The 16,068-nt window shown below is 49.2% G+C and carries 8 protein-coding genes and 2 tRNA genes; 8 read left to right on the forward strand and 2 right to left on the reverse strand.

Going from position 1 to position 16,068, the window contains the following annotated elements:
* Positions 1-378: 378 nt before the first annotated feature.
* From ACKU35_RS00710 to ACKU35_RS00735, 6 genes are all read left to right on the forward strand, one after another.
* Positions 379-951, forward strand: coding sequence for a TetR/AcrR family transcriptional regulator (locus ACKU35_RS00710; protein ID WP_319762158.1), 573 nt, complete (start codon positions 379-381; stop codon positions 949-951).
* Complete coding sequence (locus ACKU35_RS00715) at positions 915-3,104, forward strand: MFS transporter (RefSeq protein ID WP_319762160.1); 2,190 nt, start codon at positions 915-917, stop codon at positions 3,102-3,104. Before ACKU35_RS00710 ends, ACKU35_RS00715 begins: the two co-directional genes overlap by 37 nt.
* A 9-nt stretch (positions 3,105-3,113) precedes the next feature.
* Positions 3,114-3,494 carry a hypothetical protein gene (locus ACKU35_RS00720; protein ID WP_319762162.1) on the forward strand — a complete coding sequence of 127 codons (381 nt, stop codon included), beginning with the start codon at positions 3,114-3,116 and terminating at the stop codon, positions 3,492-3,494.
* A 130-nt stretch (positions 3,495-3,624) separates the two neighbouring features.
* Positions 3,625-3,701, forward strand: a tRNA-Arg gene (locus tag ACKU35_RS00725).
* 192 nt (positions 3,702-3,893) lie between these two features.
* A tRNA-Arg gene (locus ACKU35_RS00730) sits at positions 3,894-3,970 on the forward strand.
* 199 nt (positions 3,971-4,169) lie between these two features.
* Positions 4,170-6,587: a cache domain-containing protein gene (locus ACKU35_RS00735; protein WP_319762164.1), complete on the forward strand. Its 2,418-nt coding sequence runs from the start codon at positions 4,170-4,172 to the stop codon at positions 6,585-6,587.
* On the opposite strand, the gene ACKU35_RS00740 is transcribed toward ACKU35_RS00735, so the two are convergent.
* A complete protein-coding gene (locus ACKU35_RS00740; protein WP_319762166.1) occupies positions 6,584-7,003 on the reverse strand; it encodes a hypothetical protein in 420 nt (139 codons plus the stop codon). The genes ACKU35_RS00735 and ACKU35_RS00740 overlap by 4 nt on opposite strands.
* A 226-nt stretch (positions 7,004-7,229) precedes the next feature.
* On the opposite strand from ACKU35_RS00740, the gene ACKU35_RS00745 reads away from it, so the two are divergent.
* Entirely contained in the window at positions 7,230-12,626 is a 5,397-nt protein-coding gene (locus ACKU35_RS00745) for an MG2 domain-containing protein (RefSeq protein ID WP_319762168.1), read from the forward strand.
* A gap of 115 nt (positions 12,627-12,741) precedes the next feature.
* The gene (gene pbpC / locus ACKU35_RS00750) at positions 12,742-15,051 is read left to right on the forward strand and encodes a penicillin-binding protein 1C (protein WP_319762170.1); all 2,310 of its coding nucleotides are present in this window, start codon (positions 12,742-12,744) and stop codon (positions 15,049-15,051) included.
* A gap of 42 nt (positions 15,052-15,093) precedes the next feature.
* On the opposite strand, the gene ACKU35_RS00755 is transcribed toward pbpC, so the two are convergent.
* Positions 15,094-16,026 (reverse strand): alpha/beta hydrolase, encoded by a 933-nt coding sequence (locus ACKU35_RS00755; RefSeq protein ID WP_319762171.1) that lies wholly within the window; start codon positions 16,024-16,026, stop codon positions 15,094-15,096.
* Positions 16,027-16,068 lie beyond the last annotated feature (42 nt).

A 16,068-nucleotide genomic window follows, 5' to 3' on the forward strand; every position in this document is an offset into this window, starting at 1 on the left:
ATTAATTGACAACTTCGTGATTTTTTGCACATGCTCAAAGTTATTACGAAACACTAAAAACGTGTTACTGGTTTAAAGTCATTTAAATTTAACATCTTACCTTTTTTGGCGACATAAAACGGTCTAATGAACATTTAAAACGGCCCCGGCTTTCTCTAAAAGTAAACTACTTATTAATCTTCAACCTTGTTAATTTTTCTGTTGAGTACTATTAAAAAATGTGGAACTCAGACTCTGGCTTCCGCAGAGGTTCTCAAGCCGACCATAGGTGCGTAGGCGAAAAACGTGTTACCCGGCTAAATTTTTCCGGTAGCCGCCTATTTGCATAATTCCAGAAGTGAGCACCTGTTTCTGTGACCACCCAACAACGGAGTCCACATGACAAAAAAAGAAAAGATCCTGCTGGCCGCGCAAGAGCAATTCGGAGAACACGGCTACACAGCAACCACTCTGAAGATGGTGGCTGACCACGCGGGAGTGGCTTCGGGACTTGTTTCCCATTACTACGGAAACAAGGACAGTCTTTTTCTTGAGGCTGGCGGAGATCTTATAGACCAGATGCTGGAAGTGCTGACAGATAAGGCCAGTGAAGGTAAAAGCGGACTTGAATCTCTGGGGCTTTTTGTTGAGGCATATTTTCTCTTCACCGAAAGCCATAGAACAACCTTTCCGACCCTGCTGCGCAGTTCTCCTTTCAGTGACGAATATCCGCATCTGGACCGAACTCACATCGCGTCTAAATTCAAAAAACTAATCGATCAGATCGAAGATTACATCAGACAGGGAATCGAAGACGGTTCAATGCGCGAAGCTCCACTGCCACAGACATCGTATCTGGTGTACGGGCACATTGTCGGCGCAGTACGTACAAAATTCCTGACTCCTTTTCAGATCGACAATTTATTTAAAGAAGCATGTCAATTCGTAATTCGAAGTTTAGCCAAAGACTGACAAGGTTCAACATTCCGCTACTGATGGGGGCTGTCTTTGCCGCCTCCATGGGTACCGGTGTATTCACATTCACTCTCCCGCTGATGAATCTAGATGAAAAAGCGGGGGGAATGTGGCTCGGCAGCGGCTTTGCGGGATATTTCCTCGCCAAGCTGATAATCGCCCCCCTTTCGGGAAACTACGCGGACCGCAATGGAAGTTCAGGCCCGCTGCTGCTCTCCTGCGGACTTGCCGTACTGCTGCCGCTCCTGTATCTGCAGCATCCCGCCATCGAAACACTTTACGCTATCCAGTTTATTCTCGGACTCTGTGCCGGAACAGTGCGTACGGTCAGCATGGCCGCCATCGGGGCCTCCATGAGCGGGGACAAACTATCGTCCCGTTTTGCTTTACTCTCAGCGGTGATGAATTCATCTTTCCTGCTCGGCCCGCTAATGGGCGGCTTACTATACATAAACAAAGATTATCTGCCGGTGCTTGGTGCCATGTCCTTATTTATGGGGCTGGCATTAATTCTTTTTATATTCTGCGCAAAGCATTTGCCCACCCGCGTAACTGATCCGGATAAAACAGGAAACAATTCTGCCGGACCGCGCCGATTCATCAGCATTATGACGGCTCTTTTCGGGCGTGGCATGGGAATCGGCAGCTTGATAGCCTTTTACCCGGTACTTCTAAAATCCACCTTACATCTTTCCCCCGGAAATACCGCCCTGATATTTTCCGTCCCCAGTCTGGCTACAGTGCTGCTGCTTCCTGTTTCCGGCAGACTGCTGGCCGGTTTTGAACGCAGACTTACCACCTGTACCGGGATGTTGATCAGCGCACTGGCGCTCTATATTCTCGGCGGATGCTCCACAATACCCGGTTTTATCTTAAGCGGGATATTATCCGGCATAGGCGCGGCTGTGTCCATGCCGTCTTCCATGGCTGTATGTTCAGAGCTGGGCTGCTCCAAAGGCAGAACTCTGGGAATTGCGAACATGGCCGCGAATATAGGTTTCATGGCCGGCCCTCTTTTCTGCGGGATCATGATCAGCGCTACCGGACACGTGAGGACACCGTTCAAACTGACCGCCATCGCCGGAGCCTTGGCCACAGTTTTACTTATGTATGAAGGAATGCAAAAAAAAGGATACCGCAAAATCGGATTAACCTCTGCCGCGATTTCTACCCTGGGACTGCTTTTGCTGGTTCCGCCGAATTTGATGCAGAAAGATGGCAACGAAATCTTCCGCTACAGCGAAGTCGCCATGGGCACAGTGGTCAACCTGACCATTCCCGGAGGAGACAATTCAGCTACAAAAGAAAAAGCAAGAAAAGCCGTAGCCATAATGCATCGATTGCAAAAAGACCTCGACCATCGCAATAAACGAGGCTCAGTCGGCAGAGTCAACCACGAGGCAGGCAAGAGAGGCGTGCGGGTATCAGAAAAAGCATACCGGACAATCCGGCGCGGCCTTGAGATCAGCAGGAAATCAAACGGCAGTTTTGACATAACGATAGGAGCCATCACCACTACTCCTTTTTATTACGCTTTCGATAAAAGTCGCTTTGCCGGCCATAAGGATCTGATCAATTACCGGCTGCTGGAAATGAACCCCGAAAAAAACATCGTTTTCCTGCCCAGAAAGGGAATGGCTCTTGATCTTGGTGGCCTCGCCAAGGGCACGATCATTGATGCGGCTGCTGACTATATGAAAAATGAGGGAATCAACACCGCCATGGTCGAAGCCGGAGGCGATTTCATGGTCTTCGGCGACCGGGAATGGACCATCGGCATCCGCAACCCGAGAGGAACCGGAATAATCGGACACATCAAGGTAAAAAACAGCGCGGTATGCGGATCAGGTGATTATTATCAGTTCATCATACCTGTATCCAAGGATGAAAAAACGAGAAAACATCATATCTTCGACCCCGCCCTGCTGCAATCATCTACTGAGAGCATCGCGACCACAACAGTAGCCCCGAACGCTGAGACAGCTGATGCACTGGCGACCACAATTTTCATTATGGGACCCAAAAAAGGAACTGCGTTCATGAAAAAATACTTCCCGGACTGCTCGGCCATGTGGATTCTACCGGATATGAGTATCGTGAAAACCGAAAATTTTCCTGCGATAAACACTTCGGGAAAGCTTAATAAATAGGACGATCCGATGCCCTTATTAGCCTACGCAGCAGGTTGGATTCCCATGATACCGATTGCCATTGCCAACGGAGTCCTGAGAGAAAAAACCTATGGTAAAAGAATGAATGAACTGCGTGCCCACCAACTATCCTCGGTGACAGCGATTATTTTATTTTACGGGTACACATGCCTGTTCCAGAAAATCGTTCCGGCAGCAGATGGTTCAGAGGCACTTCTCGCCGGTGCTATCTGGCTGAGTCTGACCGTATGCTTTGAATTTGTATTCGGAAAATATCTGGCAGGGCACTCATGGAAGAAACTCCTCGCGGACTATAACATATTTAAAGGGCGATTATGGCCGCTTGTTCTTTTTACAATATTCATCGCACCATATGCCACCCGCACATAAAAAAATTAAATAAATCAGCATCTTATTACAGCATAAAGTTTTTTGATGAGAATTTATTTCACAAAAAATTAAATTTATTTTAAAATAATGCTTGACCTGAAAGAGGTTTCTCCATAGAACCCTCTTCAACGCGCCTGTAGCTCAGCTGGATAGAGTGCCGGACTACGAATCCGTAGGTCAGAGGTTCGAATCCTCTCAGGCGCACCACTCTGAAATCAAAGGGTTATGATCAAACGATCATAGCCCTTTTTTCTGTTTGATCCCCACTTACTTTGTAACCGTCGACCGCAAAGTAACCGAATTTCATTTTCACTGAAAAAAACAAAATAACTTTTTTAATTTATTTTACATCTAAGCTTGACCGGAAAGCGAAATAAACATAAACACTTTTTCTCGAGTGCGCCTGTAGCTCAGCTGGATAGAGTGCCGGACTACGAATCCGTAGGTCAGAGGTTCGAATCCTCTCAGGCGCACCACTCTGAAATCACAAGGTTACGATCAATTGATCGTAACCTTTTTTTTTATTTGCCGCCCGCCCCGCCGTAAAACATCTTTTTTTAAAACTTATATTTCAATACTTCTTGTTCCTGAATGCCCGGGATGCTATTGTTTGCAGTAACTATTCTTTCTCTCTTTCATTAATACGATCCGAGCTCAAACAACAACGGTATTAATATGAAAAACATTGTTTCAACCTTATCCAGATATATGCTCACCCTTTGCTTTTCCTCTATTCTTATCTTCGGAGGACTGACTCTCTATTTAATGGTCAGGGATTATCAGAAAGAGGTAGTTGAAGCCGAAACAAGAATCTTCGGTGGAATTGAAGATCGGCTTATCAATGAGATCAACAGAATCAAACTCTCAATAAAATTCACCCTGGCCAAGAATCAAAAGAACAGCATAAAAAATATCAAGGCCGCAATTCTAGAAGGGCACAGGCTGGCTGATAAGCTATACACGACATATAAAAATTCCATGACTGAAACCGAATTGAAAGATCTTATAAAAAAGACATTGGACTCAATGGCTTTCGATTTTTCAGATTCATACCTGTTCATCATTACTATGGATGGAAAAGGCATAATCAATAACGGAATGCCTGAAATAGGAAACAAAAACATCCTGAATATGAAAACACAGAGCAACAGGCTTATCATTCAGGACATGATTGACCTTATTAAAAAGAGCAACGGGGGGTACATAGAGTATACATGGCCCCGGCCCGGGGGCGACAGTAGTCCGCTCCAGAAGACATCGTTTATAAAATTATTCAAACCATTCAATTGGATAATAGGAACCGGAGTATACGAAGAATCCATAACCGAAGAAACTCAAGAGGAAATACTGCGCCTGCTTTCCCGAATCCATCAGGGTAAAGATGACATTTTCGCGGCCACATATGAAGGAGTCGCTTTGCTGGGAGATTCCAGCGGCAAGAATCTACTCAATCTGCAAGATAAGGACGGGATATTTATAATCCGGGAGCTGATCAAGACAGCCAAATCCGGCGGCGGTTTTGTCACCTACACGACCCCAGCCACTAACACCAACGTTAAGCCTTACAAAAGGCTGAGTTACTGTTCAGCTGTTCCCGGCTGGGACTGGTTTCTCTCTTACGGGATTAATGTTGGAAAATTGAACCAGTTGATGGCCAAACGTAAAAAGCAGTTGTGGGATACTCTGCTATTCGAGATTACTGCTGTATTAGCGCTTGTATTTCTAATTTCACTAGCATCCATTTTCTTTTCAGGACGTTTTAAGCGAATGCTGGAGGATAACTTTAATTCATTTGAAATTTTTTTCCGTAAGGGAAACGGTTCCACGACGAAAATCGACCGCTCTAAAATTGACTTCAATGAATTCGACAGAATGGCGGAACTGGCAAACAGCATGATTGACAGCAGGCATTCGGCTCAAAATGAACTCTTAAAATCAGAAATAACTTACAGGGAAATCTTTAATTCCACCAAAGACGCCATCGGAGTGCTGGACCTGCCTACAAGGGTCTTTACTGATGTCAATCAGGCATTTCTCGATTCCTTCAAAATGGAACGGATCGACGCCATTGGAATGAGCCCCGAAGCAATAAGCTTCAACACCCCTCCTTATGATAACAAGTACGCCACTGAACTATTCAACAAAGCACTTTCCGGTGAATCTGTGCATTTTGAATGGATGGTGCGTAAAAGCAACGGGGAACCTTTCTGGACTGACAACCTTGCAAGGGTTGCTTCCATCGGGGGACAGAAAAAACTGCTCATTGTAATGCGTGATGTAACCGAGCGCAGGAAAATGCAGAAAATGATGGTCCAGACAGAAAAGATGATGTCCGTCGGCGGTCTGGCTGCGGGCATGGCGCACGAAATAAACAACCCTTTGGGAATAATCATGCAGATAACCCAGAACATAATACGCAGGACTTCACCTACTTTGAAAAGCAACCTGCCGATTGCAGAAAAATGTAACATTGATCTGGATAATCTACGTAATTATATGGAGAAAAGGGGCATCACAGAATATCTGCATAGTATTCAGGAGGCCGGTACTCGCGCGGCCTCTATAGTGAAATCAATGCTCGATTTCAGCCGCCAAAGCACCTCCGCAAAATCAAGCGGAACCATTGAACCGGTGATAGAAACCGCCATATCACTGGCATCAAACGACTACGACTTTAAAAAGAAATACGACTTCAAAAAAATAAAAATTGTCCGCGATTTCAATTCCTCTCCCATGTTCAATTTTACCGAGATGGAAATTAGTCAGGTATTGCTGAACTTAATCAAAAATGCGGCGCAGGCCCTCTCGGAAGAAAAAAACACCCACAAAATACCTACTATCACTATCAGGACATCCTCGGATGAAAATTTCGTTCGCGTCGAGATAGAAGATAACGGACCGGGCATGGAGAAAGAAAAGCTGAAACGTATCTTCGAGCCCTTCTATTCCACTAAAGGCCCCGGCATGGGGACCGGGCTGGGACTCTCGGTTTCCTATTTTATCATTACGCATAACCACGGGGGCACAATCACTGCCGACTCCACACCGGGAGAAGGTACCAGATTTACAATCGCACTTCCGACGCTGACTTAGCCCCCGGACTGAGGCTCCCCTTCCAGAAGCATCTCAGCATAAATCTGAGCTTTGCTCTTACCGAGATTCGGCAGGTAGTCATCTCCCGCAATCAGCGTCCAGACCAGTCGGGCCAACCGTTCAGGAGCTACCTGTGTATAAGTATTGCGGGTTTGAACCAGTTTTTCATGCAGAATACGGGATACATTGCGGTCTCCGGTAAGGTCGAAAATGACATCTATTTTGAGTCCCATATCAACAATCTCAGCCAGATCAACAACCGGTATTCCATTTTCCTGCGCAAGCTTCCGCCCCGGGGTATCACACATTTCACAGACCGCTTTTACGGTCATCATACTTCCGCTGGACAAAGTCTTTTCAAGGAAAACTTTGCCGATTCTTCCCAATCCAATGATGGCGATATTATGGTTTTCCAACTCAACTCTCCTGAATAGTACTTAAATAATACTGACACATTTGCAGAGAGTATACATAGTCGGCGAATTCTTGCAAACAAGGCAGAACAGACGACAAGACAATCACAATTATGATATTATCGGGAAATCACAAATTTGAGCAATGACGGTGCTGCGAAAAAATGGCACAATAAAAAAGTTAAATTGACGCAATCTAAATAGGTTATATAAAGAAGAGGATTTCAACATGGACAGAGGACCGACCCCGTTCAAGGACAAAAAAAATATCATCATTGCCCTGCTGCTCATGCTCTGCATTATTCAGGCGGCTGGTTTGCTCAAAAGCAAATACGAATCTGCATCCGCAAGGATGAATTCCGGTGAAGGGGTAAAGGTTACCGACGTAAGTCTGGATAGTCAGGGCTATTCACAACTGCTGCTGGCCTTTGACATGCCCATCGGACCTTCCGAGACTTCTGCTGTGCTGAAAAAAGAACCCGCCACCATAACCCCGAGGGTAAAAGGTGAGTGGCGCTGGATCAACCCTTATGCCCTGCGCTTTTCCGCCGATCCTGCTTTCAAGGGCGACACAAACTTCACCATTGAACTGAAACCGGAAAATTTCCTGCTCACAGGCCAAACGCTTGCCGGAGAAAATACCTTCCATGTCCAGACCGGTAGTTTCGGAGTCAAAAAGATCGACCTGCGCACCGAACCCGTGGCCGGGCAGGGAAGAAAAGTCCGCATTGAAGGATTCATCAATTTCAGCAATTACGTAACTCCCGAAAACACGCTCAAAAATATTTCCCTGACCGGTCCTGACGGCGCGAGAATTCCCTTAAGCATCACCAGCAACTACGATGATTACGACCAGAGCTTTAAAAGCGCTCCGGTAGAAAAAAAATTAAAAGCTGAAACATACATTCTCAAAGTAAACAAGGAACTGCCCGACGGACGCGGGACCATGATTCTGGGTAAGGATTATGAGAAGAAAATCGAAGTGGTATTCGACCCGGTACTCAGCTACTCCGGGTACAAATCCGCAAGTTCCCTTACCGGGGCAAGGGTGGAGCTGAGTTTTTCCAGCCCGGTTATCCCGGCGCAGGGCCTTGAGATGCTCTCGATTAAACCCGCAGTGAAAGTTTCCGCAGCCGCTTCCGGCAAAAGACTGATCCTTTCTGGCCCATTCAAACCGGGTATGAAATATTCCATCGTCATGAAAAAAGGCCTCGCCGCCGCAGACGGCGCCCTGCTTGAAAAGACATTAACTGAAAACGTAACTATCCCGAACATTGCGCCCACGGCAGATTTCTCATCAGCAGGCATGTTCCTCTCCGAATCCGGCTATAAGACTCTCGGCATTAAGACAGTCAACACCAAGCAGGTAAACATAAACGTGGACCGGGTTTTCCCGAACAACCTTTTTTCACTCTTCACCCATTATGGATACATAGCCTTTGACCCCACGACTTACGGCGGTGGCATTTCCGCTGCGCTGGGCAATAGAATTTTCTCGGGCAAACTTAATACTTCCGGCAAGATCAATGAGGAAAAACTAACTCCTCTGTCCATAAAAAGTTTCATTGCCGAAGGCGGCAAGGGGCTTTACCGCATAGCAGCGACGATTCCGGGCAAAGGTCAGGGAGTACAGCGCTGGGTGATGATCACAGATTTAGGTGTGGTCGCCAAACAGGGTGATGATGAGACCCTGTTCTGGATTTCCTCCCTATCTGATCTCAAACCTGTGCTTGATGCCAAAGTTCAACTGATCAGCAACCGCAATCAGGTTATGGCTACCGGCACGACCAATTCACAGGGGATGCTGATCATTAAGAAAAAAGATATGCGTGATGGCATCGGTGATCCGTATATGGCTGTGGTAACCCGTAAAAACGACATGACTTTCATGCTCATGGACCGCTTTGCCACTGACCGTTCCGGGCTCGATATCGCAGGGCAGCGTCTTTCGCCCAAGGGCCTGACCGCGTTCACTTATGGAGAACGCAACCTCTACCGCCCCGGTGAAACAGTCAAAGGCGTTGCTGTGGTCAGGGGCCGCAACCTTAAGCCGCCTAAAAAAATGCCTGTGGTACTGCTCTACTCGGATCAACGCGGGCGGGAACTTTTCCGGCGTACCGTGCATACCGATAATCAGGGCATGATTGAGTTCAAACGGGCCATTCCTGATTATTCACCCACCGGACAGTTCAACATTAAACTGCTGGCCGGGAATGAGCGTATCGGCAACTTCCGCTACTCAGTGGAAGATTTTATGCCCGACCGCATCAGCGCGGAAATCATTACCGCCAAGCCCGCTTCCGTGGGGCAGAATCTGAACTTTGAAGTGGAAGGACGCTATTTATTCGGTCCCCCGGCTGAGAACCTTCCGGTTACAGCACGGGTAATGATCGAATCGGCAGTCTTCTCTCCAACTGGATACGAAGCTTATCGTTTCAATACCGACTCAAGCTCCTTCAAATCCCGCGAGATTTTTAAAACCGAAGCCAAACTGGATGAGTCCGGTAAATTTTCATTCAGCGCCCCCATTCCGGCAGGCCTTAAATCCGACTCCGCCCTTCAGGCCCGAATGGTTGCAAGAGTAAGCGAGACAGGCGGACGGGGAGTTACGGCATCAAAGGCAGACCCCATCCTCATTTCAAAATTCTATCCCGGCCTGAAAAAACTGACCAAACGGGGATACGAACAGGGTGAATCTGTTAAACTCGATTATGTAACCCTGACCCCGGAAGGTAAAAAGACCACGGCTGGTAAGCTGATTATGAAACTTTACCGTGACCGCTGGCAGACCATTGTCCGCTCTACTCCTTCCGGCTCATATAAATATGTAACAGAACGCGATCCGCAACTGCTGGAAACCCGTAAAATTTCTGCCAAGGCAGCCAACGGTTCATTCAAGGTCAGCCCTGCCGAGTTCGGCAGTTACCGGGTGATCCTGAGTGATCCCGAATCAGGTATATCCGCGCAGGCCGACTTTTTCTGCGGCGGCTGGGGATATTCTCCGTGGGCTCTTGAGAACCCTGCCCGTCTTGATATTATTCCCACCAGAAAAGGGGATTACAAGCCCGGTGAAATGGCTGAGTATCAAGTCCGCACCCCCTTTGCGGGACGCATGCTGATCACCATTGAAGATAATTCCATCCGCTGGACCAAAACCATTGATGTCAAAGGTAATACCGCGACGGTCAAAGTTCCGGTGCAAAAAGGAATCAGCACCAACGCATACGTAACCGCCACCCTTATCCGCTCTGTGAATAAACTTGAAGCGGGCTCCAGTGCGCGGGCTGTCGGCGCTGTTCCCCTTTTCGTTGACCGACAAGCCAACAGACTCGGTATCGATATAACCTGTCCCGAGACGACCAGACCGAAAAAGACCGTCACCCTGCAGGTGAAAACCAAGCCCGGCGCCAAACTGACCATAGCCGCGGTGGATGAAGGCATCCTGCGTCTTTCCGGTCAGAAGACACCGAGTCCTTTTGATTACTTCTATGCCAAGCGTGCCCTAGGTGTGCGTTGGTCCGATACTTTCGGACTGCTCATGCCTGATGCCGGCCCAATAAACAAAGCGGCGGCCGGCGGCGGCATGGAACTGGCCATGATGAAACAATTCGCGGGCAGCTCCGGTATCCGCAGGGTCAAGCCGGTCACTTTCTGGTCCGGCATCATCACCGCAGACAAGAGCGGCAAAGCCGTCTTCAATGCTGAAATCCCTGAATTCAGCGGAGCACTGCGCATTATGGCCGTGGTCAGCGATGGCAAAAAATTCGGCTCGGCATCAAAAATAATGACCGTCCGCTCACCATTGATGGTCACGCCGACCCTGCCCCGTTTCCTTGCGCCGGATGAAAAATTCGACATTCCGCTGAGCGTCCGCAACGACACCCCGCAGGACGGAAAATTCAACCTCGAGCTCACTGTAAGCAAAAGCATGCAGCAGTCCATGAAAATCATGGGGTTCTCCGTTCCACAAGGCAGGCAGAAGACAACGTTCTTCAGTACCAGTACCGGGGCGGCTCTTGGACCGGCGGCTTTCAAATTCTCAGCTGTCGGCAATGACGAATCGGCCGAAACAGCTATTGATCTCAATATCCGCGCGGCCCTGCCTGTGCAGCGTTCTTCTCGCTCCGGTTTTTTAAAAGACAAAGAAACCGTCCTTCCGGCGAACCTTGAAGGCATGCGTGTAGGAACTGCCCAGCGAACACTCATAATCGGCAACCAGCCTATGCTGCGCCTTGCCGGAAAGCTCGACTACCTGCTCCACTATCCATACGGATGTGCAGAGCAAACCGTTTCGCAAGCCTTTCCGCTTTTGAAATTCCCGGAACTGGCCCGCGAGCTTTCTCCGCAGTCCTTTGATAAAAAATCGCCGCAATTCATGGTCCAGTCCGCACTGAGCAGACTTTCCATGATGCAGACTTCCGACGGAGGCTTCGCCATGTGGCCCGGTGGACAAAACTCCGAGCCGTGGGTCTCGGTCTATGTGCTGCACTTTCTGCAACAGGCCGCAATATCAGGCTATCAGGTGGACAGCCTGCTCCTTAACCGGGCTAAACATTATGCCGCCACCAATTACGCCGATACCATCAGGGACGGCTATTCCTACCGGTTGCCCTGTTACGCCCAGTATGTTCTTGCCCGTTCCGGCAAAGTTATGCACGGTCCCATGAACTATCTTCGGGAACGCAAGGCAGCGGATATGGATAAACTATCCCTGACTCTGCTGGCCGGCGCATTTGCCGCATCCGGTGATATGGCGGCATACCGTGAACTAATCTCCGCCAAGCCCGCTCCGGTTAAGGGCAAAGATAAAAAGCAGCTCTTCAGTTCTAAAATACGCGATCTCGCTCTTGAACTCCTGGTGCGCATGGAAGCAGACCGCAAGGACAACGCCATCCCGAAACTTGCTGATAAATTATACAATATGATGGCGGACAGCGGACGCAATGTAACGCAGGATAACGCTCTCGGCTTTCTGGCACTGGGAACTTTCTTTGCGCAGACAAAATCCGCCCCGCATCCGGCAGGAAAAATAATGAGCGGAGAAAAGGAGCTTGCCTCCTTTGCAACCAACGGAACCGCGCAGGTCACTGTCAAAGGTGACGCTCCCCTTTCCATCGAGCTTGAATCCGCTCCGGAAGAAGGTTCCTTCGTCTGGGCGATAAACAGCCGAGCCGTTCCGACCATCAAAAGCTGGAAACCCCACGCAGACGGGATTGAGATCAAAAGGGAATTCCTGACCCGTGACGGCGATCCTTTGGAAATGGATGCCATCAAACAAGGTCAGCTTGTAGCCATGCGTACGGAGATCACTGCCAAAGACGATGTTCCCAACGCGGTGATAAGCTGCCTGCTGCCTTCCGGTCTTGAGCCGGAAAATACCAAGCTCGCCACTCGTGAAGACCTACCATGGCTGGCCAAAGGAAATGTAAGTCCCGATCACGTGGATATCCGCGATGACCGGGTACTGGTCTTCTCGGACATCCCAGCCAAGGGCAAGGTCGAAAATGTGACCCTGCTCCGCGCCGTGACCCGTGGGGAATTCAAAGTTCCTCCGGTGCAGGTGGAAGGTATGTATGATCCCGAAAAATCAGCTGCCACCGCATTAGGTAAGATGATTATCAAATAAGAATGCCTCCGGGGGGAAAGCCTACCGGCAGTCTCTCCGGGGGCTTAAACTCTTTTGCGAAAGGGTTTAAGAATCCCAAAAACTTTTAGTTGTTGTTATTGGTTAAACTAAATTCATGATGAGAAAGAGAGGTATTTTAATACTCGGAGGGATAGCTCTCTTTCTTGTCGCGTCTTTTTTTGCGCTTGATCTTCTTTATCCTTTTCCAGAACACAAGCTTCATCCTCCTGTGGCCTCGGTTGTAAAAGACCGTGACGGCAAAGTATTGCGAATTTTCCTGCCGCCGGACGGAGCACGGCGTATGCATACTGATTTTGATAAAATCTCACCGGTTTTAAAGAAAACGCTGCTTGCTTCGGAAGATCAATGGTTTGAGTATCATCCGGGGGTGAATCCGATCTCAATTATACGCGCTGCAATTATGAACATATCTGCCGGACGCGTAATTTCAGGGGCTTCGACCATTCCCATGCAGATTGCGCGCATGACAAAACCGAAAGAACGGACATTGGGGGCAAAGATAATTGAGGCTTTTCGAGCTCTACAGCTCAAACTGCATCATTCAAACGATGAGTTGCTGGAAATCTACCTGAATATACTGCCCTACGGCGGAAATATTGTCGGGGTCGGCGCGGCTTCCCATTTTTATTTCGGGCATGGACCGGAAAAACTTTCGCTGGGGGAATCCGCACTGCTGACCACCATTCCGCGCGGTCCTGTTTTTTATGATCCCCTGCGGAATCCCGCACAGGCTAGAACCGGACGTAACCGGGTAATGCGGCAGCTCGCGGAGAAGGGAGTTTTCCCGCAGGGGGAAATTGAACGCAATATGAGATTACCGTTGCCGCAGTCCATAAGACCGGTCCCCCTTGAAGCACCTCATTTCTGCAGAATGGTTCTGGAACGAAACGGACGGATTCCCGAGACAATCACCACCCTCGATTCCACCTTGCAGCAAGGCGCGCAGGAAATGCTCAAGAGCCATGTGGCCCGGCTCCGCGGGGATGATATCGATAATGCCGCCTGCGTTATCATCCACATCCCAAGCCGAGAAATACGGGCCTTAGTCGGCTCGGCGGACTTTTTTGAGAATGGTTTCGGTGGAGCCATCAATCTGGCTACGACCAAGCGTTCTCCCGGATCGACCCTGAAACCGTTCATATACGGACTCGCGTTTGATCAGGGCGCTCTGGTCCCGGATTCATTTGTCTATGACATCCCGGTTGATTACGCCGGATATTCCCCGAAAAATTATGACCGGCTATATCACGGTCAGGTAACAGTCCGGCAGGCACTTACAAAATCCCTGAATATCCCGGCGATAAACACCCTTGCCGGAGACGGTATTGCTGAATTTATCGAGCTGCTCAAAAAGGGCGGCATCAGCACGCTTGATAAAAAACCCTTGGAATACGGTCTGCCGCTGGCACTGGGCGGATGTGAAATTAAACTTACAGAATTGACTAATCTGTACGCATCACTCGCGGAGAACGGAAAATTTAAGCCGTTCAAGGTTACTGCCGGAAAAAACAAAATAGACACGCAGATTCTTTCGCCAGAGTCGGCATGGTTGGTCCTTGAAATGCTCTCTTCGGTCACCAGACCGGAAATGAATGAGACATGGATGCTGACCCGTGATATGCCGGAAACAGCTTGGAAAACCGGAACCTCGTTCGGACATCGCGATGCATGGGCTGTAGGAATTTCCGGTAATTATGCTGTCGGCGTATGGGTAGGCAACCCGGACGGAAGACCGCGCAAGGGGATCTCGGGCGCGGTTCACGCCGGACCGCTGCTTTTTGACCTGCTGCGCATGGCCGCACCGGGCGGGAAATTACCTCCGCCGCCGGAAGGTCCCGGCATCAGCGAAGTTGAAGTCTGCGCCCACAGCAGACAGCTGCCCGGTCCATTCTGTACCGACCGTACAACTATCCGCATTTTATCCGGCAGGACTAAGCTGCATCCTTGCGAAGAATGCCGCCAGATTTTCGTGGACGGAAAGAGCGGATACAGGATTTCCGGTGAATGTCTTGGCAGAAAAGGAATCAAGGCGGTGACCATCCGTACTATTCCGCCGAAATTAGCCAGATGGCGGGCCGAAAACAATCTGGAAATACCGCACATGCCGCCGCTGGCACCTGATTGCGGCCTTATTCCTGCGGGCATCGCCCCGAAAATTATATCACCGGCATCCGGCACGCCCTACCTGCTGCGCAAGGATACCCCGCTTAAATTCCAGCAGATTTCACTCAAGGCCGAAGCCGGACCGGACAGCGGAACCCTATATTGGTTCCTTGATGGCAGGCTGGTAAGAGAAGGCGATTTTGACGAAAGGCTTTTTACGGAAGTCAGCATCGGGAAACACAGAATTTCCGTTTCTGATGAACTTGGAAGGGTGGATGCTTTGGAGTTTGAGGTGCGCTGAAATCATGCTGCTGATATTTGAAAAAACTTGAACAGCGGTCAGCTAGCTTACTTGCTCACGTAACCATTTCACTGCATATTGCTGAACAGTCTCAGCAGCATCAGCCAACCAGAATCCCATATGGGAACCTTTATCAATCCAGTAGAGCTCGGAGTCGGCGATTGAGCGCGCTGCATATTCAGCTTGAGCTGGAGGCACGTCATTATCCGCGTTTCCATGTATGATCAAAGTCGGACAGTCGACCTTGTCGAGCGGGAGTCTGTCAAGAGACCGCATTTTCTCAAGATCGTTGGCTACCCCGGCTTTACGCTCTTCGTATCTTGTTGTCATGGTGCGAGACAGAACTTCAACCATGGCAAGCTTTGCCGGATCCTTCAAAACCTGCCTTACCCTCTCCCGAATCTCGTGCTCCGCCAGCGAACTTTCCGTTTGCAGAAAACTTTTGATCATGGCTGCCGGAAAATGGCTCATAAGAAAATCCATCAACCACATACCGGCCTTGCTCATAAACAATAATTCCTCAGCCTTGGAAATCTCATCGGCCTTAGTATAACGCATACAGACGGAATCGATTTCAATTAGAGCCGATACCCGGTCCGGGTGGTTCTGAGCCATAAGATAAGTGGACGGTCCTCCCGCCGACGCCCCCAGGACAGCGACTCTATCCAGCCCCAGGACATCAAGCAGGGCCGCGAGAGCATCCCCCTGACTTTCCAGAGATTGCCCGCTGGACAGGGGAGTTCCCAAATACCCCGGTCGTGAAGGCGCTATAATCCTGAAACCGTTCAGACGAAAGGATTCGCTGATCGCCAGTCCCTGATCATAGCCTCCCGGACCTCCGTGTACACTCAGAAGGACGGGACCTTCTCCCCTAGCCGCATATTCTACCGGTCCCATGGAAGTTTCAATTGTTACCGGGCGCTGCTCCATACATTTTTTATAATCTTCGGCCTTAACGGGAAGAAAAGAGGTCATGAGAGTCTCCATATCTGAAGCTGTTGATTACGGGATTCCCCC

Source organism: Maridesulfovibrio sp. (genome assembly GCF_963676065.1).
Classification (GTDB): Bacteria; Desulfobacterota; Desulfovibrionia; order Desulfovibrionales; family Desulfovibrionaceae; genus Maridesulfovibrio.

Excerpts from the sequence above, each read along its gene's own strand:
- pbpC (WP_319762170.1), top strand. The coding sequence starts at position 12,742 with ATGATGAGAAAGAGAGGTATTTTAATACTCGGAGGGATAGCTCTCTTT.
- ACKU35_RS00715 (WP_319762160.1), top strand. The coding sequence starts at position 915 with ATGTCAATTCGTAATTCGAAGTTTAGCCAAAGACTGACAAGGTTCAAC.
- ACKU35_RS00735 (WP_319762164.1), top strand. The coding sequence starts at position 4,170 with ATGAAAAACATTGTTTCAACCTTATCCAGATATATGCTCACCCTTTGC.
- ACKU35_RS00755 (WP_319762171.1), bottom strand. The coding sequence starts at position 16,026 with ATGACCTCTTTTCTTCCCGTTAAGGCCGAAGATTATAAAAAATGTATG.
- ACKU35_RS00720 (WP_319762162.1), top strand. The coding sequence starts at position 3,114 with ATGCCCTTATTAGCCTACGCAGCAGGTTGGATTCCCATGATACCGATT.
- ACKU35_RS00745 (WP_319762168.1), top strand. The coding sequence starts at position 7,230 with ATGGACAGAGGACCGACCCCGTTCAAGGACAAAAAAAATATCATCATT.
- ACKU35_RS00710 (WP_319762158.1), top strand. The coding sequence starts at position 379 with ATGACAAAAAAAGAAAAGATCCTGCTGGCCGCGCAAGAGCAATTCGGA.